The following is a 25622-nucleotide window of genomic DNA, read 5'->3' as shown; positions in this document are numbered from 1 at the left end:
TTATTCCAATTATTGTGTTACCTTTGTAACCGCTTTAAGCTAGTGCACTTGCGGACTATATGTCTTCATACTGCACTTTAAAAGGAACATATAAGGTCTGCCTCTAATGAGACAGACCTTTTTCATTGGTTCACCTTTCGAAATCATTGGGGAGAGGATTCTCCTCCCCCTTTCACTCTCACAAATTCCAGATCCTTATACAGATCCTTCTGTCCGTCAGTGACGTGGACGGTCGGCGAGAATATGTAACAAATACGCTCCAAAAATTGTAAAATTCGCTAGTTATTCATATCTTCGCAGCATCAAACTTAATTATAGCATGAAACTTAAACACATATTAATTACAATAACGCTGTTAATGGCTGGCAATTCCTTGCCCGCCCAGTCTCAAAAACAACTCTTCGACGATGGTTGGACGTTCACCCGCAACGGCAAATCCACCCTTGTTAACCTGCCACACGACTGGGATATCTATGAAGGCCCCAATCCTAAGACAGGTGCGACAGGCACTGGTGGAGGATGGTTTCAAGGTGGAAAAGGCGAATACCGAAAAACGTTCGCCACCCCTAAGAGCGAACTGGTAAAAATCCATTTCGAGGGCGTATATCAGAAGGCCGAGGTATTTGTCAATGGCAAAAAGGCAGGTCAGCATGCGTATGGCTACACCCCTTTCACTGTAGACGTCACGCCTTTTCTCGTCAAAAAAGGCAAAAATGAACTTTTGGTCAAAGTGAACAACAGTGAGCAACCCAACTGCCGTTGGTATTCCGGTTCGGGAATTTATCGCCATGTGTGGCTACAGACCATGCCTAAAGTACATGTGGCCGAAAACGGCATTTACGTCACCACCCCTAAAGTATCTCCTCAAGAAGCTACCGTACGTGTGGAAGTGACTGTGCAGAACGAATCAGACAAACCACAGCAAGCACATATTGAATATCAAAAAGAACAGCAGACAATAGACTTGAAGGCTGGCGAAAGTCGGCAAGCCGTCTTCACCTTTACCGTTCAGAATCCCAAGCTCTGGTCACTCCGCGACTCTGGCATCACTAGATCATACCTGACGGTGAATGGTGTAAAAAGCAGTTTTGAATACGGTATTCGCTCTATCTCGTTCGATGCTGAAAAGGGTTTCCTGCTCAACGGCGAGGCGATGAAAATCAATGGTGCATGCATGCATCACGACAATGGCATACTGGGAGCTATGGCCTTCGATGCTGCTGAGGAGCGCAAGGTGCAACTTATGAAAGATGCGGGATTCAACCTTATCCGCACCTCCCACAATCCTCCATCTGAAGCTTTTCTACGCGCCTGTGATCAATTAGGTATGTTAGTCATCGACGAGTCATTTGATGGATGGCGTCAATCCAAGACTCCACACGATTACTCCACCCTCATCGACTCTTGCTATGAGGAGGATATCCGTGCTATGGTGATGCGCGACCGCAATCACCCCTGTGTCATCGCTTGGAGTATCGGCAATGAGGTGATGGAGCGCAAGGATATTCGTGTAATCACCACTGCCCGCCAACTCAAGCAGGCCATTATGAAATATGATACGACTCGTCCTGTAACCGAAGCACTCTGCTCCTGGGACCACGATTGGGAAATCTACGATCCTCATGCCGAAGTACTGGATATTGTGGGCTACAACTATATGATCTTCAAGCATAAGAGCGACCACCAGCGCGACCCTAAGCGCATCATGTGGCAGACAGAGAGTTACCCTCGCGATGCATTCCGCAACTGGGCCGTGGTCAACGACTATCCATATATCATTGGCGACATCGTGTGGACCGGATTAGACTATCTGGGCGAATCGGGCATCGGAAAATATTATTACGAAGGACAGGAAAAACCGGGCGAGAGTTACGTCAGTGGTGGTCAGCCCGAATGGCATGGAGCCTATTGTGGCGATGTCGATGTGACAGGATGGCGCAAGCCTATATCTCATTATCGAGAGATACTTTGGGCAAATCCAGGTCACCGACGGATCATTCCGGACAGTCTCTATATGGCGGTACGTGAGCCAGATGGATACAAAGGAACCATCAAAGAAACATCATGGAGCGTATGGCCCACCTGGGAATCGTGGACATGGCCAGGATGGGAAGGAAAAGACATACAGGTGGAAGTATATACCCGCCAGCCGGAAGTAAAACTGTTCCTCAATGACCGCCTTGTGGGAACTAAGACCGTTGACCGCTCCACTGAGTTCAAGGCCGTCTTCACCATTCCTTATTCCCCAGGTAAATTGCGCGCTGAAGCTGGAGGCAAATCTGTACGTCTCGCCACTGCCGGGGTTCCGCATCACCTCTCAATAACCTCTGAAGAAAATCTCCATTTTCTCCAATATGACGGACAGGATCTGGCCTTTTTCATACTCGAAGTGCGCGATGCAAATGGCAACATTGTTCCTGATGCCGAGGTGCCTTGCGAAGTCAACGTGAAAGGCGATGCCCAACTGCTGGCTGCAGCCAGTGCCAACATGAAGGATCCAGAGCCTACCACCTCTCCTAAGTTCACCACCTGGAAAGGTCGTGCTCTCATCGTTGCTCGTACTTTGAAGAAAAGTTCAAAGGGTAGTTTCAGCCTTAAAGTCACCTCTTCCGGCCTTCCTCGTTGTATCTACAACGTAAAAAAATAGAAATCTGAAAATATCAATTATTGGGCGTTTATCCAAGCTGATAGACGCCCTGATTTGATTGATAAATGGTCATTTCAGAGGAAAAACACATGTGGCCAGTTCCCAAACTGCTTGTCTAAACCTTTTTATAGCAGTGCTCGAGAGCACTAAAGCCGATGACATACTTAAGACATCAATGGCTGTTCCGTCAGACTTTGATTATATAAAACGAAAAGAACTATTTAATGATTATCGCAGAGTATGAAGCAGCCGCAAACAATTCTAATGCATAGGAGAGTATAGACGATGTACTTACATTGCGTCCGCAATGCAACTCAGCAAATCATAGATTTCGACGATTGACACCTTATATGATAGACGTCATAGAGATTATCTCAAACGAAATGAGATAAAACGAGCTACAGGCTTGAAAAAGCAATGTATGATGAAGTGCGATATTCACTCGCTTCTTCTGCATAAAGACTACAAAATCAACTATTCGACCATATACAAGTATATTACTGATAAAAATAAACCTAACACGGAAGCCTTTATACGCCAATCATATGCCCACAGTTATGGAGTAGAGTTCGATTGGGGTGAAGTGAAACTCTATATCAGAGGCAAACTGACTCGTTTTTATATTGCCGTTTTTACTTTCCTATGAATATTTGAATAAGTTCCATTTTTACTATTTCCCAAAAATAGCAAAGGGATTTGTTCAATAGGATGATTCTCGCATAATTTTCATTACCCTAATAGTTTTAAAACCACTTTGCAATGACAATTCTGCACCTGTTAAGGAATATAATTTTCTTCATCGCGAAGAAACTCTATAATTTATATTATGCAAATATACATATTTCTTTGTATTAAATTATTTAAATATAAAATTGTCATTTAATCAATAGTAATTATTGCACTGATATTTGAAACGCAAGTCTTTCTGTTCCGTTATGTGTATGTATTATTCCGCAATATTCAAATCCAGTCTTGTCTAGCAAACTTTGCATTATTTTATTGTCAGCATGAGTATCTATTCGAATATTTTGAATTTGTTTTAAGCACCATTTAATACAATTTTTTGTAATACCATGAGTAGTTCCATCTGATACAAGTCTGTGAATTACGCCGTAAGGTTTATCATTTAACCATTGCCCTTTATATATTTTCCCATAAGTAGGGTCTTCGCCTATCATAAAAGTAAATGCACCGATAATACTTCCCTCTTCATTTTTGCAGATAAAACAATTACCATTACTTATGTCTTTTGCAATAATTTCACGTGAAGGATAACCATCAATCCATTGATTTGGATTTCCATTATCTGCCATAAATTTCCGTGCGTAGTCATATATTGGAACTAGCAGTTCTATATCATCGTATAATGCTTTTTTTATAATCATAGTATTATAGAAAACATGCAAATACAGAGGCCCCTATAACTGTCAGTATACCGCATACCACAATAGAGAGTCCACTCATGGCACCCTCTACAGATCCCATCTCCATTGCTTTTGCCGTACCTATGGCATGAGACGAACTGCCTATGGCAACCCCCTTCGCTATGGGTTCTTCTATTTTTAGTATCTTAAGAAATTTCTCGGCGAAAATATTGCCCAATACACCCGTGACAACAATTACAACAACAGTAACTGATACAAATCCTCCAAGTTCCTCACTCACACTGATGCCGATAGCTGTTGTGATAGATTTTGGTAGGAATGTTACATAAGCCCCATGGCCGAATCCGAACAGCAGAGCCAACAGCAATACCGACAGAAGACTTGAGAGCACTCCTGCAGAGATGCCCGCTATCACTGCCTTGTAGTTTTTCTTAAGCAGTTCCACTTGTTGGTAGAGTGGCACAGCCAGGCAGATGGTGGCAGGAGTGAGCAGATAGCTTAGACAATTGGCTCCTGTGTTGTACGACTTGTAGCTAACCCCTGAAATCAGAAGGAAGCAGATGATGAGAATTATAGACACCAATAGCGGATTCATCACCGCCCATCCGGTCTTCTTCTTCAGCCACATACCGAAGAAGTAAGCCCCTAAACTAATGAGCACACCAAAAAACACTGAATTCTGAAACATCTCTTTCATTCCCTTTTCCCCTTTCCTTTACGAATCACATATTGAGTTACTAACCCAGCCGATGCCATAACCACAAATGTTGTCACCACGGTAATAATAATATATGCCAACCAGTTGTTACCAATGCTACCCCATGAGTCGACAAGTCCTACAGCAGAAGGAATAAACATGACTGGCATGATAACTATTAAAAACGAACTTGCCTCAAAGATGTCCTTCACCTTAATCCATTTCAGTTCTAAAGCCGTAAAAAGCAGTACAATACCATAAATGCTCGCCGGAATAGGCAATGGCAGTAAGTGATGAATCGCCTCACCTAAGAAAGAGAATGTTATAATAATGAGAAATTGTATCAGATATTTCATAGATGTGAAGCCTTTTTACTACCGGTGATGTCAATATACCGTTCTATCATTTCCGCAGTCTGCTCAGTACCCAGTCGGCAGCTGTCTAAACAGATGTCGTAGTCAGAGGCATTTCCCCAACTCAATCCCGTATAAAATTTATGGTATCTCACGCGGCAATCATCGGCATCCTCTACAAATTCCCTTGCATCTGTCAATGACAGGTTCTTTTCCTTCTGTATATTCTCAATACGTGTGCCCAGATCACCTTTCAGAAAAACAGATATGAGGTCTGTACGATTACGGAAGATATAATTGCCGCATCGTCCGATGATTATACAATCTTTGGTTCCAATCAAGTCTAAAAGAATCTTTAGCGGTTTTTCAGTTGTGCCTGTTCGAGCGTCTGACAACTCAGATGAGATGGCAACAAGCAATTCGTTAACCGGCCTTTCCTCAAAGAAATCATCCATTTCTGTGAGCATACCTTTGTCCCGGGCAAGCTGCATCAGCGTCTGTCTGGTATAAAATGGTATCCCATAGTGTTTTGCGAGATTTTCGCCCACGTGGAGCGCCCCACAACCACATAGTCGAGCAATTGTTATTATCATCAGAACCTATTTGTTATTTATGAATACGGGTGCAAAGGTAGCTATTTTTTCTGGAAACAAAAACTTCGGTCTCAAAATAAATGCCCAAGGGTCATTCCTTAATATAAATGCGAATCTCTGTTTATGTAATCTATTTTTCTAAAATAGCAAAGTATTATAACACTTCCAATGGCAATAATAATGTTGTATCTAAAATATATACAAAGATTATTATCCACTAATAAAAAATCCCCACTAAATTTCTAGTAAGCCTTTATAGGCAAAGAAGGACACGCCTTTTTTTTAAAAAGAAATGCCACTTTACCACTACTTATGGTAAATGATTCATTATAAGGTATATAACGTCTCACAAAGATGCACTTTACTACCACAAAATGCCACTATAATACCACCATTATTTAATACAGAAAAGTGTACTATAATTTTAAAGTTAACCATCCTATGATGATAATAAAATAAAAAAGGATGTGCCTGATACAGCTTTGTTATCACAACAAGACTAAATCAAGGCACATCAAAAATGACATTATGTTATTTTGAAAGAGGTGTCTCTGAATTCTTATCCATCTTAATACCGGCATAACCTTCTATGCCCATTTCAGGAACATCAAGTCCACCAAGTTCGGCATCAACGTCTACTCTCATTCCATGAGTAATGAGTCCAATAATCTTAAAGACAACCCATCCTATGGCAGCGACATAGATAAAATTGGTGATGACACCTATAAGCTGTGCAAAAAATTGACTCGGGTCTCCATAAAAAAGCCCTGTTACAGTGCCTTTTACACCGTTCCAACCACTGCCATATGAACCATCAGCAAAGAGACCTAATGATAATACTCCCCAGGCTCCGTTCACACCATGTACAGAAATTGCTCCTACAGGATCGTCAATCTTTAGTTTTCGCTCAAAGAAAAATGAGGCTTCAATTACTAATACGCCCGAAATAAGGCCAATTATAGCAGCACTTCCGACATTGACAAAAGCACAGGGAGCTGTAATTGCCACAAGGCCGGCTAACATACCATTGATCATCATTGTTGGATCCGGTTTCTTGGTCTTAAACCACCACATATACGCCATGGATGAGAAAGCTCCGGTTGCTGATGCTATCATCGTATTAACGGCAACAACACTGATTCTCAAATCACCACCGGCCAATGATGAACCCGGATTGAATCCGAACCATCCGAAAGCCAAGATGAAACAGCCGACAATCGCCATCGGTATGTTATGACCTGGAATAGCATTAGGTGAACCGTCTTTATTATATTTTCCAACACGCGGACCAAGCATTGCCGCACCAACCAATGCTAACACGCCACCGGTCATGTGGACCACTGAAGAACCAGCAAAGTCGACTACACCATGTCCAAGTCCGAACATACTTCCAAGTTGTGAAAGCCAGCCTCCACCCCACACCCAGTTTCCGAAAATAGGGTAGATTAAGGCACCGACAACAACACCATAGATAGCAAACGAAGAGAATTTCCAACGTTCAGCCATTGATCCGGTAGGGATAGTGGCCGTTGTATCCATGAAGACCATCTCAAATAAGAAAAGGGCAAATACAGCAACATCGTAATTTCCTCCACTTAGGAAAAATCCACTTGTTCCGAAAAGTCCAAAAGTATGACCGAACAAATTGATTGAGAATTCGTGGGCTAAACCTCCGAATCCACCTAATGTGCCAAGGCTTCCAATGCCACCAAACATTAGGGCAAATCCACTCATAAAGAATCCCAACATACCTAAGGCATAAACCATAAAGTTCATAGCCATCGTATGGTTGGCATTCTTTGCCCTTGTAAGTCCTGTCTCAACCATTGCGAAACCGGCCTGCATAAACATTACTAAGAATCCTGTTATAAGTGTCCATACCATATTGATGGCCACTTTATTATGACCTACCTGATCTTCAAGTTCACCCTGTGTAGGTTTTCCTTGTTTCACGGCTGTGATATCATTTACAGTTCCTGTGGCCGTTCCGGCCGGATCCGCGGCTTTTACCGTACCCGCATACGCATAATCCGTTACTGAAACTGTGAGTATCATCAGTAACACTAATAAAAACTTTTTCATAACATTAATCGTTTATTATTTATTATACAATGAGTCATCTCCCTCTTCACCTGTCCGTATACGATAAGACTCTTCTAACGTAGAGACAAAGATCTTGCCGTCGCCGATAACCCCTGTCTTTGCAGATTTTAATACAGCCTCAACGGTCTTCTTCGCATTGATATCACGAACTACTATTGTCAACAACTGTCGCGGAATATAGCTGGTATCATACACTGTACCACGGTATGATAATTCACCTTTTCTAATTTCATTCCCTACTCCTGTTACATCTGAGTAAGAAAAAAATTCAATACCAGCCTGCCGTAAGGCTTCTTTCACCTCTTCAAATTTTGAGGTTCGGATAATTGCTTCAATTTTTTTCATAACAACTTACAATTAAATGAATAAAAATATATTACGAATATTATAGTATAATATCTATTTTACATGTTATGACTCTTATATATGATAGTATATGAAAAACTTCTTTGCGAATTCAATCAAATTGTTTAAATATCGATGCAAAAATATACAATATGACAGTATATCCTGCATTATTATGACATTTTGTTTGTTATTTTTTAGTTAATGTATCATTTTGTCATAAAAGATGTCTTATTACATATCAATGTGAAATGTTTTTTTTAATAATAGTATCAAATTGAAAGTTTACTCCCATATAATAAAAAATGGTATATATGTACTTAAAAACACATGCCATATTTAGAAATAAAAAGAAGTCATTTTGGATTTTCACTATCTTTGAAGACTTTACATCTATAACAGCTTAACAAACTATTCTTGTCTTTTTCATTGGTTTCTTATATATAAGGTATTATATTAAACTGTGCAAACATAAAAATACCTTCAGAATAATATGTAAAATATCTTTTCTGTGTTAAGCAAATCAGGAATGATTTTATGTTTCTGTAAAGTGTTTCAGTAAAGTTATCAATAATTTGTATAGTAAATCAGTAAGTATAACAAAAAAGATGTATGCAAAACCCAATTCATAGTCAAATATCTAACAGATAAAGTCAAAGAATAGCTTTTACCTTGCCGGAGCTATGCTTTAGAAGGGTAAAAGCATAGGTTTTACTAGACTAATGCATACCTTTTACGGAGCTAAAGCATACCTTTTACACTAAATGTAGGGCTACTTTTTTGTCTAAAGCATAGCTTTTCTACATTAAAAGCTATGCTTCAGAGTGGTATTATAGTGGCGTTTTGTGGTAGTAAAGTGCATTATTAAGATGCGGTAAATATTTTATTATCAATCAGTTATCACTGATAGTGGTAAAGTGGTATTATTTTAAATAAATAATAAAGAGATGTACTGATTTATCCGTAAAAAATATCAGTATTAGTTAATAATAGTTACAAAAAGTATTAAACAACAGTTTTAATATTCATGATATAAAAAAGAATGGTACTTTTGCCGCCCACAAAAAATTGAATAGATAATAAAATTAACAAACAAAAGGTATGAGTTACAATTTACTAAAAGGAAAAAAAGGAATAATATTCGGCGCATTGAATGAGCAATCTATTGCTTGGAAAACAGCTGAACATGCTGCTGCTGAAGGAGCAGAATTTGTACTTACCAATACTCCTGCAAGTATGAGATTTGGTACTATTGATGCTCTTGCAGAGAAATATAATACGATTGTAATACCCGCAGATGCTACTAATATTGAGGATCTCGAAAACTTGATATCAAAGACAATGGAGCATTTCGGCGGTAAAATAGACTTCGTATTGCACTCTATAGGTATGTCTCCTAACGTAAGAAAAGAGAATGCTTATAATGATATCAACTATAACTTGTATCATCAGACTCTGGATATTTCGGCTATATCGTTCCATAAAATATTGCAGGCTTGCTACAAAATGGATGCTATCAACGAATGGGGCTCTGTTGTAGCGCTGAGCTATATAGCAGCTGAACGTACCTTCTGCAACTATAATGACATGGCTGACGCTAAGTCTATGCTTGAGTCTATAGCCAGAAGCTTCGGTTATATTTACGGACAGGAAAAGCATGTACGTATCAACACTATATCACAGTCGCCAACCAAGACAACAGCAGGAAGCGGAATTACCGGATTTAATAATCTTGTAGATTATGCTGAAATGATGTCCCCGTTAGGAAATGCTTCTGCTGACGATTGTGCTGACTATATCATAACTCTCTTCAGCGACCTTACTCGTAAGGTTACTATGCAGAATCTTTTCCACGATGGTGGATTCTCTAATATGGGAATGAGCATCAAGGGTATGGAAGCTATCTCTAAAGGGCTGTCTGAAAAGAAATAAAAACAATTCAAGGTGTTAACTTTGAAATCAAATGGAGCAGGAATATTTAATATATATTCTGCTCCATTTTTTTTGCGATAAGGCGTACGCTTAATATCACCTATTCAGTTATAATATTTAATTGTCTATTTTAAAGACTACTGATGTGGAATATGGCATCTTTGAAGGACAATTTATAATCAGACCGTTTGCTGTCTGCTCCCATTTGATTTTACCTTTGTATCCCAATAAGCTAACTTTTTTAATTGGATTACTCATATAGCCTGATTTCTCCCCAAGCGATTTGATGATGACTTGACTGTTTGGCTTAGGAACAATCATTGTAAAGGCATACAGAGAGCCATTGTCACCTACAGTGAATCTGATATCATGAGAATTGAAATTAAAGTCTCTATGAACCTTGGTTAATGCTCCGCCGGGAAGCATCTTAAGTTTGCCATTTATAATCTCTCCTTCTCCGGGAATTTTCCATGCGTAGCTTCCATATACAGCTTCACCATTTCTCTTCATCCACACTCCTACTTCATTTAGCATCTTGACACAGCCTTCGTCTATTGACCCGTCGGGATGCAATGCTATGTTTAGAGCGGCATTACCATCACGAGCAATGGCTTCTATTATATAATGTATCATCATGCCCGAATCGTATGTGAAATTCGGAGCATAGAACCAGTCTCCAACAGGAGCTTCGGCTATCCATGGCTGGTCACTGATAGTTTCATCCGGAATGGCGAACTCTCGGGTGGTTACTGTTCCATTTGTTTTATTCTTGAACTTCACAATGCTAAAGGTATTTACCTTTCCACGTCTACTTAGAGTTCTATTATAATAGTCGGCTATTACGGTTTGCATAGCATCACACTTATATCCTGTGCCTGTACCATTTCCTGTAAAAGGCCCCTGCGCAGTTCCGTCGGTGTATATAAAGTCTGGATCATAATTGTTTACCACATCCATCATGCGCAAAGCCCATTGGGTGGCATACCACCTACAATAATCGAGGTGACGAGAAAAGATACCGGCCTTTGGCGGTGACCATCCTGTATGGGCCATAGAATCTACTGTCTGATATTCACGCAAGTCTATTCCATATAGTCTTCTAGGGTCATAGCCTTCCCACCATTTACCCTTGCCATCAGCAAGTGTGAGATTACCGTCGTAAGGCACACCTGCATATTTGCCTGTTTTATCACTTCCGAATGCAGTCTGCCACCACCACCATGTGTATTCATGATGAAATGTAAAGCCATAGTGCATATGATTTTTATGGCAGGCATTTACCCACTCCCTTAGTAGATCACGTTTTGGACCTATATTTACAGAGTTCCAGGGCTGATACTTAGAATTCCAAAGGTCGTAGTTATCATGGTGCACTCCCTGTATCATAAGAAACCTGGCACCGGCTTTCTTGTAGAGTTCTGTAAGCTTTACCGGGTCAAGTTTAGTGGGATTCCAGCTTTTAAGTACATCTTTATATCCTACTTCTGATGGGTGTCCAAAATTTTTAAGGTGGTTCTTGTATGCACGCGTACCTTCCTTATAAAGATTACGGGCATACCAGTCGCCACTTTCACCGGCAGCCTGAGGACCAAAGTGAACCCAAATTCCAAATTTTGCCTGACGAAACCATTTAGGCTCGCCTGGATAGTTTGCCTCTATAGACTTCCATGTAGGTTTAAAAGGACCTTTTGCAATAGGTATATCCAATTTTACTTCTTCAAAACTATCGCTTTTACCCATTGGGACACTGTTTATTGGCAACGGTTTCGGAATTTCGGGCATTGGCGGCAATGCAGGTAATTCATTTTGTGCTACTATACTACATGATGAAAGCATCATTGCAAATAATAGATAGTTTTTTATATTCATAGTCTTTAAAAGTTATCAGATATAGTATATTAAATAATGATACAAAGATATACAAATTACCGGTTATGTACGATAAATTATATCGGGATATTTATTGTACAATATCGACATTCTATGTTTTTATAATGACTTTATATCAAAAATAAATAAAAAACATTGATCATTAGTTGTTGCTTATCAAAAAAAACATTTTCTTTGCAGAAAAATAAAGAATGAATTACGCTGAAAACGAATTCAATTTACTTACTATAAATATTGGATTTGCACACCATCAGGCTGATTGGAATTGGAAAAATGTGAGAAGTCCTTTTGCAAGAATCTATTTAGTAACAGAAGGAGAGGCTCAAGTAATAATTGAAGATAGGTGCATTCTACTAACTCCAGGGCATCTCTACTTTATTCCTGCATACACTACCCATAGCTATGTATGCACAGGACTATTCTGTCACTATTACTTACATATATATGAAGATAATATTTCGGATACAAACGCCGTTGAAGAATGGATTTTTCCAACTGAGATTGACTCTGCACAAATGGACGAAGCTCTATTGAAACGGCTTTGTGACATAAATCCGTTACTGAAATTACCTGAATCTAATCCGGATAGCTATGATAATCATCAGACACTGATTAACAATATACAATTAAATAAGCAACAACCATTATGTTACAAGATAGAATCAAATGGTATCATAACCATTCTCTTTTCAAAATTTATAAGATTTGCTAAACCCAAGAACTATGTGGATGATGCAAGAATACAGCGAGCAATAAGCTACATATGCAATCACCTGAATGAAAAGATACAACTGTCAACATTGATAGATAAGGCGTGTATGTCTAAAGATCACTTTATCAGAATATTCAAAAATGAAATGGGGACAACACCTAATGCCTATATTATAAAGAGAAAAATAGAAAAAGCAGAACTATTGTTGGTCACAACTAAGTTGCCAATTAATATTATCGCAAAATCATTGGGATATGAAGACTATCCCTACTTCAACCACACATTCAAGAAAACTACAGGTGCCACACCAAATCAATATAGAAAAAATCATTTTTAATAAATGTTTTGGACATTTTTAGCAGATATCAATAAGAATGTAATAAAAGGAATCAGCTATATATCGCTTACGCAATATATAGCTGATATTGTAAATAGAAGGCTCTACGCCTTGATTATTCTTAATCGTCTTGATCTTTAAATAGATCCTCACCTAAATGGGTGATTGCTTCGCGTGCTTCACGGTCACGTACCTCTTTGGCTTTCTTAGGATAGAAAATCATACGAAGAGACTGGTTATAGTTGAAGTAATTCCATATCCAGTTGAGTAAAACAATAACCTTGTTACGCACACCTAGAATAGAGCGTAGATGAACTACGAGCCATAGCACCCATGCGATGAAGCCTTGTATTTTGATTTTGCTGAATTCGGCTACTGCTTTGTTTCGTCCTATGGTAGCCATAGAACCGAGATTCTTATATGAGAATGGTTTCAAGCTCTTGCCCTTTACCAAACGACGAAGGTTCTTAGACAATAGTTTGCCTTGCTGTATGGATACCTGCGCGAGCTGTGGATGACCGTTAGGATAGTTTTTATCCCCTGTCATGATGCATTGGTCGCCAATGGCGAAGACACCATCCATATCAGGTACACGGTTATACTCGTCTACCTTGATACGTCCGCCTCTGCCAAGGAACGATTTGTCCATATTACCAATGTTAACTCCTGCTATACCGCTCACCCATATGAATGTACGGGTGGCAATCTCGCTTCCGTCGGCTAATACTACCTTATGGTCGCGATAGTCGGTTACCTTCTTATTCAACAGAATATTAACGCCCATCTTGCGCAAGAACTCTTCTGCCTTGGCAGATGACTCCGGCGACATGGCTGCAAGAAGACGGTTGCCTGCCTCAATAAGGTATATGTTCATCATACTAGGATCCAAATCCGGATAGTCGTGAGGCAGTATGGTACGTTTCATCTCTGAAAGCACTCCTGCTACTTCTACACCGGTTGCTCCACCGCCTACAATGACGACATTAAGCAACTCCTGGCGCTCTACATTATTAGCACATGTTATTGAGCGCTCCAGATTGGAGAGGATAGCATTCTGAAGGCCCATAGCCTCAGCTACGTTCTTCATTGGCATAGCCTCTTCTTCAATGTGCTTGTTACCATAAAAGTTGGTTGTGGCCCCTGCGGCAAATACAATATAATCGTATTCTACCTTGCCTATGGATGTCTGTATAATCTTCTTTTCAGGGAATACAGCTCTGACTTCGGCCATACGAAAATAGAAATCCTTGCGATTCTGAAAGATTTTTCTGAATGGGAAGGATATTGAACTTGGCTCCATTCCGGCTGATGCTACCTGATAAATAAGTGGTGGGAACTGATGGTAATTATTCTTGTCAATCAAGATAATTTGCATACCTGAATTACACAGGCTTGTGGCTAGTTTTAAACCACCGAAACCTCCGCCAACAATTACTACTCTTTTCTTGTTACCTTTTTCAATGTTTAAACTCATAAGGAATAATGATAATAAAATGAACTCTTAAAAAAACGTATAAGTTATGAAACTTCTGCAAAGGTAACATTTTTATATTAAACATGCAATAGGCATTACGTTAATATAAAAAAGATTTTTGTATTATATGCCTTATATCAATTATTCTTTTTGTAACTAACCACAGCCCATATATTAATGAATGCGGCAAAACCCGTAAGAGCATACAGTTGTGTGGCTATACCTGAGATACCGGCTCCACGAACAAAGACTGTACGCATGCCGTCTATAAAATATTTTAGAGGATCAACGATAGTTATGGCACGAGCCCAGTCGGGCATACTGCGTACAGGTGTGAACAGTCCGCTTAGCAAGAGTACACAAACCATAATAAACCACATCACGAACATAGCCTGCTGCATTGTGTCGCTATAATTTGATACAATAAGTCCGATACCGCTGAACGTCAGTGCAAGAAGCATAGCAAGACAATATAGGAGTGCTACATTTCCGGCGGGACTTATACCGTATATAGCCCATGACAGGATAAAGCATATTGTCATCACTAGCATTCCTATCACCCAATATGGAATCAATTTTGCCAATATAAATGAGCCTTTGCTTACGGGAGTGACATTTATCTGTTCGATAGTTCCTTTTTCTTTCTCACCGACGATATTAAGAGCCGGCATAAAACCGCATAACATGACTATGAGGATGGCCATAAGTGCCGGTATCATATATACTTTATAATTCTGGTGTGGATTATAAAGATTAAGGGTATACAGCTTTACGGCCTGAACTTTAGCTGATGTGGATATATTAGTTTCTGATATATTATCGTTTACTATATTTGCCATGTATGATGCACCCATGCCTCCTTTTGTTCCATTAACAGCATTGGCAGCAATAAGTATCTGTGGATTTTTGCCATTTACGAGGTTACGCTCATAATGATACGGTATTTCAAGAATTATATCGGTATTACCTTTTTCCACTTCACTCAAGGCATCACTATACGAATACGAAATGCCCTTGAATACAAAATAGTTAGACGCTTCTACACGATGCACAAGTCTACCGGATATAACAGAGTGATCATTATCTACCACCCTTACATTGATGTTTCGCACTTCAAGATTGGTTACCCATGGCAGTATGCACATTATCATCAGTGGGAACATTATTATCATCTTGGGCAGAAACGCGTTGCGGCGTATCTGGATGAATTCTTTCTGTATGAGGTATTTTATTGTCATATTATTCTAAACGTTTTTTGAATTTCTTAAGTGACACTACAAGGAGCAGAACCGTCATTATTGTCATGACTGCTACTTCTTTGCCTACTTTGTCTATGCTTACTCCCATTATCATCAGTTTTCGCATAGCTGATATATACCATCGGGCGGGTACTATATCGGCTACATACTGTAATGCCTGTGGCATACTCTCTACCGGATATATCATACCTGAAAGCATTATACTGGGCATAAGCAATATCATACCGGATATGAGCATGGCTGCGAGTTGGGTCTGTGATGCCACACTGATCAATAGACCTAGCGAGAGAGCCAGCAATATGTACAGCAGAGACACGGCAAAGATGGCAATAAGGCTGCCAGCTACAGGTACGGCCAATACAAATCTTGATATCAGTAGAATACTTGTAAGAATTATTATTGAGAGTACCAAATAGGGTATGGCTTTAGCCACAATTATCATCAGAGGGCGTACAGGCGATACAAGCAGTACTTCCATTGTACCTCTTTCTTTCTCGCGCACAATACTTACAGATGTCATCATGGCGCAAATTATCAACAATAGCATGCCCATAATACCGGGCACAAAATTGTAGGCGCTCTTCATCTGGGGGTTATATAGCAATTTAGTGTTAATATTAGATGGTGAAATATTTACGCCCATACTTGATATTATAATCTGTGCGGCATAAGTGACCTGCTGTATTGATGTATTGGGGTCGGTAGCATCCGCTATCAACTGTACTGCTGCGCTGCCGTCATAGCGATGGTTGGCAAAATTAGGCGAGAAAACTATAGCCATGTCTGCCTTTTGGTTGCGCATAAGTAGTTCAGCCTCTTTTGAGGAACTGACCACATCTGTTACATTGAAGTACTCGGATGCGTCGAGACGATCTACTATCTTATGAGTGAGGTCGTCTGTAGATGAAGACACTGCTACAAGACGTACATTCTTGACATCTGTAGAGATGGCAAAGCCAAACAGGAACATCATTACTACAGGCATACCGAAGAGTATCATCATGGTACGACTGTCACGCAATATGTGACGTGACTCTTTTAATATAAATGATATAAATGTCTTCATTGTTCTAATCGTTTCTTGTGGCTTTGCGAGCCAATAGTGTAAACACCTGATCCATATCCTTGCAGCCATACTGAACTTTAAGTTCGTCGGGCGAGGCAAGGGCTTTTATCTCGCCATCTACCATTATGGAAATTCTGTCGCAATATTCAGCCTCATCCATATAATGGGTTGTAACAAATACGGTGATGCCTCTTGAGGCCGCATCGTATATCAGTTGCCAGAACTGTCGACGGGTGGCAGGGTCTACTCCGCCTGTTGGTTCATCGAGGAAGACAACTTCGGGTTCATGGAATATGCTGACAGAGAACGCGAGTTTCTGTTTCCAACCCAAAGGGAGGTCGCGCACCATCGTATTCTTGTGTTCAGAGAAATTGAGTGTATGCAGAACTTCATCTGTCTTACGTGCAATCTCAGAGTCTGCCATGCCATATATACCGGCGAAAAGACGGATATTCTCTTTTACAGTCATATCTTCGTATAGTGAGAACTTCTGACTCATATAACCGATGTGCTTCTTAATCTGTTCGTATTCTGTAGATACATCATAGCCTGCGACAGTGGCTTTGCCGCTAGTGGGCTGGTTTAGGCCTGAGAGTATGTGCATGGCGGTTGTCTTGCCTGCTCCGTTGGCTCCAAGGAATCCGAATATTTCACCCCTGTGTACACTGAATGATATATTATTAACAGCACGGAATGTACCGAAAGCCTTAACCATATTCTCTACAACAATAACATCATCAGGAGTACCGCTCTCTGTCTTTTCCTGCTCAGCAGATATGTGATGATGCAATGACGGAGGGTTAAAAATATCAGCGAACTGATTTAGTATAGTATCAGGCTTGCCTATTCCTTTTATTTGTCCGTTGTTCAGAAAGGCAATGCGATTACAGTGATTTATCTCGTCTATATATGGAGTTGAAGCTATAATGGTGATGCCTCTCTCTTCAAGGCTGTCGAGCATCTGCCAGAATTCTTTACGGGATACAGGATCTACACCGGTTGTGGGTTCGTCGAGGAAAAGTACACTTGGCGAATGAACAAGTGAACAGCATAATGCCAGTTTCTGTTTCATTCCTCCGGAGAGGGCTCCTGCCTTGCGGTCTTTGAAACGTTCGATCTGACTGTATATATCTTTTATGCTGTCGTAACCTTCTTCTATAGTTGTGCCAAATAGTGTGGCAAAGAACTTGAGGTTTTCTAATACAGTAAGATCTTGATACAGGGAGAACTTGCCCGGCATATACCCTACCCTGCGACGAATGTCTTTCATCTGACTTACCGTGTCAAAACCATCGACGGTGGCTTTGCCTGTTTCGGGTATCAGTAGTGTTGTGAGAATGCGGAACATCGTGGTCTTTCCGGCGCCATCAGGACCGATAAGTCCAAATAGTTCGCCTTTGCCAACACTAAACGAGACATCGTCAAGAGCGCAAACTTCACCATAATGTTTGGAGACATTATCTACAACAACAGAATATTCCTTTTCCATCAGTTTAACTTTACTCTACCGTACATTCCTATTTTAACATATCCATCATTCTTGACTGCTATTTTCACTGCATATACAAGGTCGGCACGTTCGTCTTCATTAAGGATGGTCTTAGGGGTAAACTCTGAGCGTGAGGATATCCATGTTACAGTTCCCTGATATTGTCTGCCTTTGTTATCTCCATAGTCACTGTACACTTTAACATGTTGTCCGAGTTTGACCATTGATAGTTGTGCGGATGTAATATAGGCACGCAAAAACATATTATCGGTATCTGCTACTTTAAATAATGGCTTACCTGTGGTGACAAATTCGCCTTGTTCTACATACTTGTCTAATACAACACCAGTGATAGGTGTGGTGATATGGCACTTCGACAATTGGTCTAGTACTTGATACTTCTGTATCTCTGTAGCACTCATCTGGCTGTTAAGGCTTTGCGTACTGTTACCTAGACTTGATACTTGCGCTTCCAACTGTCTCTGAAGCACGCGTACATTACTTAGCGCATCGTCGAGTTGTTTGCGATTAGCGGCATCGTCTTTAACCAATGATTCAAAACGGTGCTGTTCTTGTATGGCTTTGGCTAACTGTTGGCGGGTAGCAGCTATCTGTGCCTGAGTATTGGGACGCTGCGATGCAAAGCTCTGTCGGGTAGCGCCCAACTGACGTGCTTTCAACTGCAGTTGAACAGTGTCTATCAGTCCCACCTGATTGCCTACAGACACTTTTGATCCCTCATCAATATTGAAAGACAGCAAGCATCCGTTTTCCTGAGCAGATACAGTAACTTCGGTAGCTTCGAAAGTGCCGGTGGCATCAAACTTATTTTCTTTATCTGAGCATGCAGTCATTATCAATGCTGCTGCTAAAATTATCAAACAGTTGGTTTTCATATTCTTATATTTTCAATTTTTCAATAAATTCTTTAATCTGTATACTTCATTAAGCAGTTGAATCTCATGATTAGCCTTTGTCTGCCTGGCTTCACTAACAGCATTTATATCGCGTAGCATCTCATTCACAGTCTCTGTACCATTCTGAACTTTCTTCTCTGATTTACTGCGAATATTGTCTCTCAAGGTTATTATATCGTCATCTTGTGATATCTGCTGTTTGAGATTTTCTATATTACCGTTATACTGTTGATTTTGAAGCTGTATATTAAATAAGAAAGTATTACGGTCGTTTTCTATCTGCTGATGCTCAATATCCAGTTTTCGTATATCATTCTTGCGTGTATACAACGAACCTATACTCCAGCTCATAGTTATGCCTGCACCAAAAATTGCATTATTTACTAATGATGTCATTTGATGACTATAAAGGCCAACTGCAAATGCGCTGAACTTAGGCATTAAGGCTACGTCAAGAGCTTTACGCTTAGCGTTCAACAGAGAATTCTGTGATGAATAGAAATCCAGTTCAGGACGGTGATTCTCGGCACTTACAGAGACCAATTCAGGTCTTTCCAATTCTGTTTTTTCATCTATTTGCGAACCTATGAATGTGGCTAACATTGAAAGATATGTGCGCCGTGATACGCGCAAACTACTTTCTTGTTGCTGGGCTTTTATCTCTTCTACTTTTATAACGTCTGCATCTGTCTGATTAGCCATACCGCCCTTTATCATACTCGCAATTGTCTTTGAACTTATGCCAAGGTCTTTCTGCAGAAGCATGTTCTGCTTGATCTGTTCGTCTATTATAAGTACGCCAAAATATATCTGGTCTATTCGCTCGTTTATATCATACATATTGACATCAAGTTGCTTATTCTGTACTTCAGACTGCGCTCTTGCAATCCTTTTATTAGATGATATGTAGCCGCCATCATATATCGTCTGGTTGACTTGTACATTAACACCGTACATGTTATGTCCCATATCAAATGCTCCCGACTTGAGATTGGCAGGTAAATCAACGACATCACTTATATAAATGGAATTAGCGCCTAACTTGATTTGAGGCAAATAGCCTGTTGTGGCATTTGAAAGTGTAAAATCACGACTCTGTTCTACAAGTTTATACCTACGTATCAAAGGATAGTTGTCGTGAGCCATCTGATGACACTTCTCTAACGTGAGTTGAGCACTGCTAATAATTGCAATCTGCACAAATGCTAATAAAAATAGTAATCGTTTCATGTAATACTTCTTTTTGTTTTATTTCTGGCGGCAAAGATATAACTTTTATACATTCCAACTGTTATCTTCTTTTGGCCATTAATGTTCTTTTTGTACTTTTTTCGTAAAAAAAGGACATCTGATTAATTTATTTATTACCTTTGCAGGAAATTTATGTAGAATAATGAAAAAAAAAGAGCCTATAAAACTTAACTTCCCGCGACTCAGTGACATAATATCAGAAGGTCTGCTACTAAGTACCAAAATCACTTATATTACATCTGAATTCGCAATGATGTATTTACTACATCCGGAAGAGGACAAATTGTTTTCACTTAACCAACCATACAGGTTGGCTGAACCAAGAGTAGGACTTGTATTAAACGGTAATGCGAAAATGCAACTCAATCTGATTGATCACCAACTGGAAAAGGGCATGATGATATATCTGGGAAGTAATACCATTATGCAACCTTACTCTTTCTCACCAGATCTGAATATGATTGGCATAGCTATTACAGAAGAGTTTATGCAAATGATATTCAACGGACGCATACCACAGACATTTATCGGTGACTTTTCTTACAGACTGTTGTTTCCTACAGAAGAAGAACACGGCATGATGTTCAGAATGATGAAAATATTATGGGACTTTGTACATTGTGGTGAATACAGCAAAGAAGTAACAGAAAATATCATAGCTGCAATTTATTCTGAACTAGACTATGTGTCAAGAAAGAATGCAGAAGAAACTAAAACAAAAACAACAAGAGAAAGGGAAATATTTAACAACTTCATGGTTCTATTACACAAATATAGTAAAAAAGAGCGCAACATAAGTTTTTATGCTGATAAGATGTGCCTTTCAGAGAGATATATTGGTAGTCTGATAAAAGAGGCAAGCGGCAAAACAGCAAAAGAATGGATAGAACAATCGGTGATAGCTGAAGCAAAGGTTATGCTTAAGCATACAGACATGCAAGTAACACAGATAACTGACGAGCTCAATTTTCCAAGCGCAAGCTTCTTCTGCAAGTTTTTTAAGAGACTTACATCAATGACACCTCAAGAATACAGAAATAAATAAGAATATAACTAATTATCGTTATTGGGAGTGATGACATCTGTTGGAATCCATGCCCAGAACGTGCTGCCTTTTCCTTTTTCAGAATCAACACCTATTCGGCCATCCATATGTTCAACAATGGCCTTGCATATTGAAAGTCCTAAACCAGTACCTTGCTTATGACTGCCCAACTTCTCAAATCGGGTAAAGACACTGTCCTTTGTATTTTCCGGAAGCCCTTTACCGGTATCCTCTACATATAACCTTATGCCATTTTTCTCTTTTTCATAGCCGATTAGAATGTGCCCCTCTTCGGTATACTTGAATGCGTTTGTAACAAAATTAGTAAGAATCTGCAATACTCGTCTGCGATCTGTACTGACAATACATATGCTATAAGGTAGAGACATTCTGAAATCGACCTTGGAATCATCGGTATGAGTGCTTTTTATTGATAGGTAAAGTCCCCTTACTGCATCGGTTAGATCAAACTCTGTATTTTCAATATCTAACTCGCCACTCTCTATACGTGACAAATCAAGAATGTCATTAATAAGATTAAGAAGCATGTCGCTATTCTTATGTATAAGGGCGCTACACTCTTCAATATCCTTCTCACTGACTATTTTCTGACTTATCACATCAGAGAATCCAATAATAGCATTTAGCGGAGTCCTTATCTCATGACTCATATTGGCAAGAAACTCAGACTTTAGATAATCGGCTCTTTGAGCTTTCTCTTTCTCAACCTTTAATGCCATACTAGACAATACACGATCAGTTATATCCATATGTGTACCAATAGTCCTAACTATGCCACCATGGGAATCTCTTATATTTGTAAGGTAAATCTGTATATACCGCCACTGATTCCTTACCGCTATATTGAAACGGAATACCAGAGGATCTTTAGGAACCAAACCCCTTTGTACATTTTCCATCAGTCTGGAGAATCGTTCTTTATCATCTGGATGTACATGATTGATGATATAATCTACTGTCATAACAGTTTTTTCGCTGTAGTCACCTTCAAGTACGGTACACTTATTTGTTTTCCTGTTATATTCCGTAATCCGTATTCCACCAACCTTCAAAGCCAGTTTTATACGGCGGTCTTTCTCTAATAACCGTGCATTAGCCTTCCTTATCTTATTGGTTAAGATACGAACTACTATAACAGAAACCACAGCTATTATTAGAAGGCATATTAGCACTGCATAAAGAGGAGTTGGTATATTGACACCCTGATAAACATAAAACCACTTCTTTGATAGATTTGTATAAGTACCGTCTACAGACATCTTGAAAAGCATATCAGATATGGTAAGTACAAGATTCTCATTATTACCAACAATACGATTTTCCTGCTGTATAAGTCTTACTGGTCTGCATTCAAGATTATCAAGTTTTAAATTCTTTATATAATATTCTAATGTAAGTTTGTTAGCGAAACAAGCATCATATTGACCTTCATTGAGTTTGACAAGGTTTCTTGATATTGTAGTATCGCCTATGATATTACATGATATGTTCTTTTTTTTCAGGATGCCATTAATTATACTACCTTTCCTAACTATAACATTCTTGCCGTTGAGGTCTTCTATATTATGTATGTCGCGATTATTCTTACGACAGACTATATAAAAAGGAAGCTGTTTGATGTTTTCACCAAAGAATAACTTTTTATTCTGATTGGATGTGTCAAACGAACAGGTAACATCGGCTTTACCAGACTCCAAATCTGCAAGACTTTTATCCCAACTTTCTACTTTAACAACATATTTTACCCCAAGTTTGTCCAAGGCAGTAGTAAGTAAATCAAGACAATATCCTTTAGGAGTACCATTTTTTTGGTCGATAAAGAAAAAAGGAGGTTGGTTCCAATCAGCAACAATAACTATTGGACGTCCTTTGGGAATTCCTAAATCTAAACTTTTGTTTTTTGCTGATAAGCAAACACTTATCAAAAATATGGCTGCCAGAGCAATAAAATGCTTCATCCCTTGCATAACGTAATCTTCAATGATGATATAAGGTGCAAATATAGATAAAAAATCAACAACTATAAAGATTTTATCAAATAGTTAATAATCTTTAACATCGCAATTTTACTATAGACTTAGGTAAAGTGGAATAAAATCAGTAACTTCGCAGCTCTGTAATAAAGCTGAAATATGTACGAAAAGAATATCAAGCAATATCTTATTGAAAACGGGTTTAATAAATTTGAGCCAAAAGCAGTCCTCTTTGACATGGACGGTGTGTTATATGATTCAATGCCAAATCACGCTCAAAGTTGGCATAAGTCAATGGCCAAATTCGGTATCGAGATGTCGCCAGAAGAAGCTTATCAATACGAAGGTATGAGAGGTGTTGAAACAATAAAGCACATAGCCGGCAAACAATGGGGAAGAGCTCTTACTGACGCTGAAGCAGATAAAATATATGCTGAAAAATGCCATTTCTTCAGTACTTGTCCTAAAGCCCATAAAATGGAAGGCGTTGAGGAGCTGATGAGAAAGATTAAAGCCACTGGAATGAAAATAGTAGTTGTGACAGGCAGTGGACAAAAATCACTATTAGGGAAACTAGAAGAAGAATTTCCGGAACTTATCAGAGAAGACCTAATGGTAACAAGTTTTGATGTAAAAAGAGGAAAACCAAATCCAGAACCTTATCTTAAGGGACTAATGAAGGCTGGAGTAGAACCATACGAAGGCATAGTAGTTGAAAACGCACCTCTAGGTGTCCGAGCTGCTGTTGCTGCAAAAATATTTACCGTAGCTGTTAATACAGGTCCCCTACCCGACAGTATGTTGGCAAAAGAGGGAGCGGATATTATCTTTGATAAGATGACAGAATTAAGAGATGCTTGGGAACTGTTCTCTTCTAATTGGATGAACTATTAGTTAGAATCATCCTGTTCGTCAGTTGCAATATCGCTTCCTGTATCGAGGTCTGTATCTTTCGATATAGATAATGTACCTGTCTTTGAAAGTTTTACAACCAGTGGAATAAATTCGTCACTTATTTTATCCGGTGAACCAATACTAGCACCAAAAATCAAATTCTGTCCGTCAACTCTATCGAAAACGACCCCAAGCAAAGCACCCTTTTTGCTTACGCCGTCATCTATATATTGTTTAAAATCTGTTTTATAAAAAGTCTTTTTGAAAAAAACGCTGCCATCACTTCTAGATACTACCAAATCTATTTTATTATCATAATACTTTTGGCCATTTTCATCCTCAGCAGTAGATAGCGATTTATCAACAGTTCTGCTAAGTGATACTATATATGTAGAACCGGCCCAATTCTGATTGGTCGTATTCTTATAATTTTGCATCATAAGAATTTTATCTGAATGCTTCTCTATAGGTTTCGGAGCTATTATATCCCCATTATTTTTTTTGCTTCCGCATGATGCCAACATCAAAACACCAATCATCAGCAGTCCAAGTACATTAGTATTTGCCATCACATAAGTGGTTTTATATTTGAGCTACAAACTTACACAAAATATTTGAACTATGAGCAAATCTAGTGAAAAAAGTATAAAAAAACAGTCATTTAGTGCTTGCTAAATGACTGTCTGGTGTTATCCGTTTTACGTATCTTTTTACTCTACAGAATGCTGTTTAAAATTTCCATGCATCTTAATTTTAGAGTCTTGATAAGCCTTAAACTGATCAGCAGTTAAAATTCCCTGTAAAGCTGTTTCATAAGATTTATTATTTGCTTCAACCTCTTCACGCCATTTGTTCATTCTAGCTTTCTGTTCTTCAGTAAGTTCTGGGCGATTCATGCGTGCCTTTGTTGAATCAGGACCGAATTTATTATTTCCACCCTGAGGACCACGACCAAATCCGGGTCTTCCAAAAGGACTCATCATATGAGGGCCTACCAATTTATCAGCATAAGCAGTATTCAGTTCCAGTAGTTTTTTTGCCTGATTATTATCAAGTCCAAACTCTTGAACCATATGCTCAGTACGTCTCTGTATCATCTCTTTTTTATCAAATCTTCCATGTTGTGCATTATTGTAATTTTCATCTTGTGCATAAGTTGCAGAAGAGATCATCAATGCGGCTGCGATAGCTATAAATAATTTTTTCATTTTACAGTTTTTTTAGTTGATATTATTGTTT

The 25622-nt window shown here is 39.1% G+C and carries 22 protein-coding genes; 6 read left to right on the top strand and 16 right to left on the bottom strand.

The features are described 5' to 3' along the window. Positions 1-319 precede the first annotated feature (319 nt). Positions 320-2647 carry a glycoside hydrolase family 2 TIM barrel-domain containing protein gene (locus XYLOR_RS00920; protein ID WP_036876150.1) on the top strand — a complete coding sequence of 776 codons (2328 nt, stop codon included), beginning with the start codon at positions 320-322 and terminating at the stop codon, positions 2645-2647. 328 nt (positions 2648-2975) lie between these two features. Further along, positions 2976-3293, top strand: coding sequence for a hypothetical protein (locus XYLOR_RS13725; RefSeq protein WP_502636787.1), 318 nt, complete (start codon positions 2976-2978; stop codon positions 3291-3293). A gap of 247 nt (positions 3294-3540) precedes the next feature. On the opposite strand, the gene XYLOR_RS00915 is transcribed toward XYLOR_RS13725, so the two are convergent. From XYLOR_RS00915 to XYLOR_RS00890, 6 genes are all read right to left on the bottom strand, one after another. Next, positions 3541-4032, bottom strand: a complete 492-nt coding sequence (locus XYLOR_RS00915; protein WP_036876147.1) for an acetyltransferase — start codon at positions 4030-4032, stop codon at positions 3541-3543. Positions 4033-4036: 4 nt separating this feature from the next. Continuing rightward, positions 4037-4720, bottom strand: coding sequence for an LrgB family protein (locus XYLOR_RS00910; RefSeq protein ID WP_258575516.1), 684 nt, complete (start codon positions 4718-4720; stop codon positions 4037-4039). Between the two features lie 5 nt (positions 4721-4725). Beyond that, positions 4726-5085, bottom strand: coding sequence for a CidA/LrgA family protein (locus XYLOR_RS00905; RefSeq protein ID WP_036876142.1), 360 nt, complete (start codon positions 5083-5085; stop codon positions 4726-4728). Continuing rightward, entirely contained in the window at positions 5082-5675 is a 594-nt protein-coding gene (locus XYLOR_RS00900) for a cytidylate kinase-like family protein (protein ID WP_036876140.1), read from the bottom strand. Before XYLOR_RS00900 ends, XYLOR_RS00905 begins: the two co-directional genes overlap by 4 nt. Positions 5676-6206: 531 nt before the next feature. Next, positions 6207-7757: an ammonium transporter gene (locus tag XYLOR_RS00895; RefSeq protein WP_036876137.1), complete on the bottom strand. Its 1551-nt coding sequence runs from the start codon at positions 7755-7757 to the stop codon at positions 6207-6209. 15 nt (positions 7758-7772) lie between these two features. Beyond that, the gene (locus XYLOR_RS00890) at positions 7773-8123 is read right to left on the bottom strand and encodes a P-II family nitrogen regulator (protein ID WP_036876134.1); all 351 of its coding nucleotides are present in this window, start codon (positions 8121-8123) and stop codon (positions 7773-7775) included. A 1101-nt stretch (positions 8124-9224) separates the two neighbouring features. Between XYLOR_RS00890 and XYLOR_RS00885 the strand changes: the two genes are divergently transcribed. After that, complete coding sequence (locus tag XYLOR_RS00885) at positions 9225-10055, top strand: enoyl-ACP reductase FabI (RefSeq protein WP_036876132.1); 831 nt, start codon at positions 9225-9227, stop codon at positions 10053-10055. Between the two features lie 117 nt (positions 10056-10172). On the opposite strand, the gene XYLOR_RS00880 is transcribed toward XYLOR_RS00885, so the two are convergent. Further along, positions 10173-11924, bottom strand: coding sequence for an alpha-L-fucosidase (locus XYLOR_RS00880; protein ID WP_036876130.1), 1752 nt, complete (start codon positions 11922-11924; stop codon positions 10173-10175). A 212-nt stretch (positions 11925-12136) separates the two neighbouring features. Between XYLOR_RS00880 and XYLOR_RS00875 the strand changes: the two genes are divergently transcribed. Then, entirely contained in the window at positions 12137-12994 is an 858-nt protein-coding gene (locus XYLOR_RS00875) for an AraC family transcriptional regulator (RefSeq protein ID WP_036876127.1), read from the top strand. 121 nt (positions 12995-13115) lie between these two features. Here XYLOR_RS00875 and XYLOR_RS00870 read toward each other — a convergent pair whose 3' ends face one another. The 6 genes from XYLOR_RS00870 to XYLOR_RS00845 all read right to left on the bottom strand — a co-directional run bounded on the left by XYLOR_RS00870 (position 13116) and on the right by XYLOR_RS00845 (position 20429). Beyond that, a complete protein-coding gene (locus XYLOR_RS00870; RefSeq protein WP_036876124.1) occupies positions 13116-14468 on the bottom strand; it encodes an NAD(P)/FAD-dependent oxidoreductase in 1353 nt (450 codons plus the stop codon). A 137-nt stretch (positions 14469-14605) separates the two neighbouring features. Continuing rightward, positions 14606-15706, bottom strand: coding sequence for an ABC transporter permease (locus tag XYLOR_RS00865; RefSeq protein ID WP_036876122.1), 1101 nt, complete (start codon positions 15704-15706; stop codon positions 14606-14608). 1 nt (position 15707) lies between these two features. Further along, the gene (locus XYLOR_RS00860) at positions 15708-16793 is read right to left on the bottom strand and encodes an ABC transporter permease (RefSeq protein ID WP_036876120.1); all 1086 of its coding nucleotides are present in this window, start codon (positions 16791-16793) and stop codon (positions 15708-15710) included. Between the two features lie 4 nt (positions 16794-16797). After that, complete coding sequence (locus XYLOR_RS00855; RefSeq protein ID WP_036876119.1) at positions 16798-18282, bottom strand: ATP-binding cassette domain-containing protein; 1485 nt, start codon at positions 18280-18282, stop codon at positions 16798-16800. After that, a complete protein-coding gene (locus tag XYLOR_RS00850) occupies positions 18282-19178 on the bottom strand; it encodes an HlyD family secretion protein (protein ID WP_036876117.1) in 897 nt (298 codons plus the stop codon). The genes XYLOR_RS00855 and XYLOR_RS00850 overlap by 1 nt, the downstream gene beginning before the upstream one ends. Positions 19179-19190: 12 nt before the next feature. Then, entirely contained in the window at positions 19191-20429 is a 1239-nt protein-coding gene (locus XYLOR_RS00845) for a TolC family protein (RefSeq protein WP_036876116.1), read from the bottom strand. A 163-nt stretch (positions 20430-20592) separates the two neighbouring features. Between XYLOR_RS00845 and XYLOR_RS00840 the strand changes: the two genes are divergently transcribed. Continuing rightward, positions 20593-21495, top strand: a complete 903-nt coding sequence (locus XYLOR_RS00840) for a helix-turn-helix domain-containing protein (RefSeq protein ID WP_036876114.1) — start codon at positions 20593-20595, stop codon at positions 21493-21495. A gap of 8 nt (positions 21496-21503) precedes the next feature. Here the strand turns inward: XYLOR_RS00840 and XYLOR_RS13190 are convergent, their stop codons facing one another. Then, positions 21504-23474, bottom strand: coding sequence for an ATP-binding protein (locus XYLOR_RS13190; protein ID WP_169730540.1), 1971 nt, complete (start codon positions 23472-23474; stop codon positions 21504-21506). 174 nt (positions 23475-23648) lie between these two features. Between XYLOR_RS13190 and XYLOR_RS00830 the strand changes: the two genes are divergently transcribed. Further along, entirely contained in the window at positions 23649-24383 is a 735-nt protein-coding gene (locus XYLOR_RS00830; RefSeq protein WP_036876112.1) for an inorganic diphosphatase, read from the top strand. Here XYLOR_RS00830 and XYLOR_RS00825 read toward each other — a convergent pair. Both XYLOR_RS00825 and XYLOR_RS00820 read right to left on the bottom strand, forming a co-directional pair. Beyond that, positions 24380-24952, bottom strand: a complete 573-nt coding sequence (locus XYLOR_RS00825) for a DUF4738 domain-containing protein (RefSeq protein WP_036876109.1) — start codon at positions 24950-24952, stop codon at positions 24380-24382. The two genes, XYLOR_RS00830 and XYLOR_RS00825, sit on opposite strands and share 4 nt — an antisense overlap. A 141-nt stretch (positions 24953-25093) precedes the next feature. After that, the gene (locus XYLOR_RS00820; protein ID WP_084608499.1) at positions 25094-25591 is read right to left on the bottom strand and encodes a DUF4890 domain-containing protein; all 498 of its coding nucleotides are present in this window, start codon (positions 25589-25591) and stop codon (positions 25094-25096) included. Positions 25592-25622 lie beyond the last annotated feature (31 nt).

Source organism: Xylanibacter oryzae DSM 17970 (assembly GCF_000585355.1).
GTDB lineage: Bacteria > Bacteroidota > Bacteroidia > Bacteroidales > Bacteroidaceae > Prevotella > Prevotella oryzae.
The sequence above is the reverse complement of the archived record's forward strand: the minus strand, read 5'-3'. Positions and strand labels throughout refer to the sequence as shown.